The organism is Caldimonas sp. (assembly GCF_046291045.1).
In the GTDB taxonomy this organism is placed as follows: Bacteria; Pseudomonadota; Gammaproteobacteria; order Burkholderiales; family Burkholderiaceae_C; genus Caldimonas.
Genome location: NZ_JBKBSL010000073.1, coordinates 1 through 4,478, shown reverse-complemented (window position 1 = coordinate 4,478; position 4,478 = coordinate 1). Strand labels below are relative to the sequence as shown.

Sequence of the window (4,478 nt, the reverse complement as noted above, 5' to 3'; positions counted from 1 at the left end):
TTGCCGGCGGTGTCGGTGTAGGAACCGGCTCCCACGGAAATGCTCGGGGTGTCACTGCCCGACTGCGTGAAGGTGGCCGTCCAGGTGGTGGGGCCGGTTTGGACGAGGTTACTCAAGCTGCCGCCCGTGGTCAGGATGGCGCCAGCGGTCAGGCCGGAGATGGGCTCGCTGAACTCGAAGGTGATCGAGGTGGACCCCCCCAACGGGAGCAAGCTGTGGCCAGGGGTGATGGTGACCGACGGGGCTTCGGTGTCTTGCGCCGGCGCTGGTCGCATCGGCTCCAAAGCCGGTCGTGATGCCGACTCCGGCGTGGTGCTGTTTTCTTCCAGAGATGAGGGAAAAGAGTTCAGACGTTGGCGCTCGATGCTCTCTGACACGCGGTCCACACGCAGCCCGGGGGGGAGGCCGTCGTTGCCTGCGCCGTCAGCGCTCAGACCCGCGGCCGGGGCGTCTTCGTTGTTGCCCGCCCCCGGTTCTAGGGACTGGATGACCCGGTCGATGTCTTCGCTGCTGCCGGCCCGGGCCGGTTGGGAAGCAGCGAGGGGTCGGGCTTGCCCCGTTTCGAGGAGCTCTACAGTGCGCGGGACGATAAGAGCACCCGACGCGTCTTCCAACTCCACGCGGGCGCCGTCGGCCAACACCAGAACCTCGCCTTCCCGCAGGACATCGCCGACCTTCAGGGGACGCAACCGCCCAGAGGGGTCACGGGCGAAGGCTTGCCCGACGATAGAGGAAACGGTTCCGATCACGGGAGCGGTCGCAGCGGCCATCTTGATCAATCCTCTTGGATGTTGCAGTTGTTGCCAATTGTTGTGACTTCAGCTTAACGACAGTCCCAAACTCGTTGAGTCCTCAAAGCGCAAGCTAGGTGTGACAAGGCGCACGAAAAGAGCTGTTTTTGGCAATGGATCGCACGCCTACCGGACCGAGGTGGCTTGGCCCAGCGGCTTGGAACCGAATGCTTGCGCAAAAACGACCCGAATCGGCGACCTTTCGTGACCAGCATCACGAAATAGCAGGGGAAGAGGCGTTTGTCGCCGATCTGACGACCATGCCTTCAGCGTTCGGTCAGCGCGACTGATTTGGCCCGCAGGATGGGTTTGAGCAGGTAGTCGAGCACTGTCTTGTTGCCCGTCAGGATGTCGACCTCGGCAGTCATGCCCGGGATGATGGGCAAGTGTTCGCCGAGGGAGGGGCGGTCGGTACGCACCCGGATTACGTAATACGCGTTGCCGCGTTCGTCCACGACCGTGTCCGGACTGATGTTCTCGACCTTGGCGCTTAGGCCACCGTAGATCGCGAAGTCGTAGGCCGTGAACTTCACGATGGCTTCTTGGCCTGGCCGGATGAACGCAATATCCTTGGGCAGGATGCGCGCTTCGAGCAGCAGGGCATCATCCAGCGGCACGATCTCGACGATGTCGCGTCCGGGCTGGATCACGCCGCCGACAGTGTTGGCCAGCAGCCGCTGCACGGTGCCGCGCACCGGCGAGCGCACGGCCGTCTTGTCCACCCGGTCGGCCAGCGCCACCGTGCTTTCGTTGAGCGCGGCCAGCGTGCCCAGCACCTCGGACAACTCTTTGCGGGCCTCGTTGCGGAAGGCCATCTCCGTTTCCTGAATCTTGCGTTGGGCTTCACCGATGGCCGCCTGGACGCGGGCGATCTGGGCGGTGGCCTGCTCGGTCTCGCCGCGCAAGCGGGCCACGTCGCGTTCCAGTCGTAGCACATCGACCTCGGAGACGGCGCCCGACGCCAGCAGTGGGCGGGTCTTGTTCAGCTCCTGCTGGGCCAGATCGAGGGCCTGCTGGGCCGAGACGCGGCGCGCGCGCATTTCGGCCAGTTCCTGCTGACGCTGCAGCAACTGCTGCTGGTTGATCGACAGCAAGTTACGTAGCTCGGCCTGGCGGGATTCCAACAGGCGACGTTCCTCTTCGACGATACGAGCTTCCTCGGCATTGCCGGCGGAGGGGCTGGGCGGCGTGAACGGCACCCCTTCGGCGATCGAGCGCAGCCGCGCTTCCCGCGTACGCAGGGCAAAGGCCTGGGCGCGGCTTTCGTTCACCCCAGACACCGCCCGGGTCTCGTCGATGCGCAGCAGGAGCTGGCCAGGCTCCACCACCTGGCCTTCACGTACCAGGATCTCGGCCACCACCCCGCCGTCGAGCGACTGCACCACCTGCAGTTGCCGGGACGGGATGACCCGGCCTTCCCCGCGTGTGATCTCATCCACGCGCGCCATCGCAGCCCAGGCCAACAGCACCACGACGATCACCACTGCCACGCGCACGATGCGCTGAGCACGGTGGGTGGCGCGTCGGCTCATCACCTCGTCGGCCTCGAACTCGAAGCCTTGGAAAGCGCGTGTTTGCGATCCATCCTCGGTCGAGGCGGTGGCATTGCGCCAGAGGTTCCACCAGCGCCGGATCATGCGGCCCTCGCGATCTTGCCGGTGGACAGCGCCTCGAGGATGCGATCGCGCGGCCCGTCGGCTACCACTTTGCCCGCATCCACCACGATCACGCGGTTGACCAGCGAGAGCAGGGAGGTGCGATGCGTCACCAGCACGACGGTCTTACCCTGAGCGAAACGGCTGATCTGCGCGTTGATGTGGGCTTCGCTGGAGAAGTCCATCGCGCTGGTGGGCTCGTCCAACAACAGCACTGGCGAGTTGTGTAGCACCGCTCGTGCGATGCCCACCGCCTGACGCTGGCCGCCGGAGAGGGATTCACCACGCTCGCCGACCATCATGTCGAAGCCCAGCGGGTGGCGATTGACGAACTCCAACAACCCGGCCACCTCGGCTGCCGCCAGCAAGGTGGTGTCGTCGGCATAGGGCAGACCCAGTGTGATGTTCTCGCGCAAGGTGCCGTAGAACAAGGTGACGTCCTGGGACACGTAGGCCACGTTGCGCCGGACATCGGCCGGGTCGAGCTGTCGCACGTCGATACCATCGAGCAGGACGGCGCCCTGCTCGGGGCGGTACAGGCCGAGGATGAGCTTTTCGATGGTGGATTTGCCTGAGCCGACGCGCCCGATCAGCGCCACGCGATCACCCGGGGTGATCTTGAAGCTCACACCGTCCAAGGCGCGATCCTGCCGGTTGGGGTAGGCGAAGTGCACGTCTCGGAATTCGATCTCGCCCTTGAACTCCCTGCGCTGCACATAATGGGCACCGGCCGGACGCTCCACCGGTTGGTTCATGATCTTGTTGAGCGACTCCAGCGCGGTGCGCGCACCCTGGTATTGCATGAGCAGCCCCACGATCTGGCCGGCCGGACCCAGAGCACGCGAGGCCAACATCGTGCAGGCGATCAACCCGCCCATGGTCAGTTCGCGCTCGCCGATCAGGTAGACGCCGACGAGGATGACCAGCACCGAGACGAGCTGCTGCACACTGGCCGTGCCATGCAGTGCACTGGCCGACAGTCGACGCATGCGCACGTTCAGCCCGGCCAGGTACTGGTTCGCGCGTTCCCAGCGGCTCTGGATCACGCTCTCGGCTCCCTGGGTCTTGATCGTCTCCAAACCCGTCAGGCTCTCCACCAGCGTGGCATTGCGCATGGCGCTGGCGCGGTAGGTCTGTTCGGCCAGGGCATGCAATCGGCCCTGCAGCACGGCACCGAGCAGTAGCACACCGGCGAAGGCCAGCACGACCGGCAGCACCAGCCACGGCGAGATCCAGGCGATCAGCACGAGGAAGAGGACGGCAAAGGGCAGGTCGATCAGCGCCGTGACGGTGGACGAGGCGATGAAGTCGCGCACCTGCTCGAAGCTGCGCAGGTTGGCGGCCAGAGAACCGACGGATTCCGGCCTGTACTCCATCCGCAAGCCGAGCACTCGCTCCATCAACGCGGCCGAGATCTGTACGTCGATGCGCGCGCTGGCCTCATCGATGAAGTACCCGCGCAGGGTGCGCATGAGCAGATCCGCTGCGATCACCAGCACCACACCGATAGCCAAGGCCCACAGGGTTTCGACGGCATGGTTGGGAACGACCCGGTCGTACACGTTCATCGCAAACAGCGGGAAGACCAGGGCGAAGAGGTTGATCAGCAACGCGGCCCACAGGACATCACGGTAGACGAAGCGCTGCTCCAGCACGGCCCCCCAAAACCAGTGACGCGAGCGCGGCGGGCGGATTGGCGGGGTGCGTTCGTCGAAGCGAAAGTGCGGCCGCACGAACAGCGCCAGACCGCTGTAGCGCTCGGCGAGTTCAGCGCGGGTGAAGCTGACCGCGCCCTGGCCTGATTCGGGCAGCAGCACGCGGGCGTGCTGTCCGGTGTCATCCCAGCCCAGCAGCACGCAGGCCTCGTCGCCCTTGAGCAGCGCGATCACCGGCAGCAAGGCTGGGTCGATGTCCTCCAGCGCGCGGCGCTGCAGCTTGCAGGCCATGCCGGCACGGGCGGCGGCGCGTTCAGCCAGGGCCAGCGTCAGCCGGCCTGCGACCAGGGGCAGGCCGGCCGACAGGCTGGCCCGCG

Annotated in this window: 3 protein-coding genes; all 3 read right to left on the bottom strand. The window is 65.7% G+C overall.

Annotated elements, in window-relative coordinates; all coding sequences use genetic code 11:
- Window positions 1–770, bottom strand: a 770-nt coding sequence (locus ACK4ZD_RS15245; protein ID WP_409663984.1) for a retention module-containing protein, incomplete at its 3' end; no start/stop codon positions are given.
- Between the two features lie 287 nt (window positions 771–1,057).
- Window positions 1,058–2,428 (bottom strand): HlyD family type I secretion periplasmic adaptor subunit, encoded by a 1,371-nt coding sequence (locus ACK4ZD_RS15240; RefSeq protein ID WP_409663981.1) that lies wholly within the window; start codon window positions 2,426–2,428, stop codon window positions 1,058–1,060.
- Window positions 2,425–4,478: type I secretion system permease/ATPase (locus ACK4ZD_RS15235; protein ID WP_409663979.1), on the bottom strand; the 2,054-nt coding region annotated here is incomplete at its 5' end. The genes ACK4ZD_RS15235 and ACK4ZD_RS15240, both read right to left, overlap by 4 nt.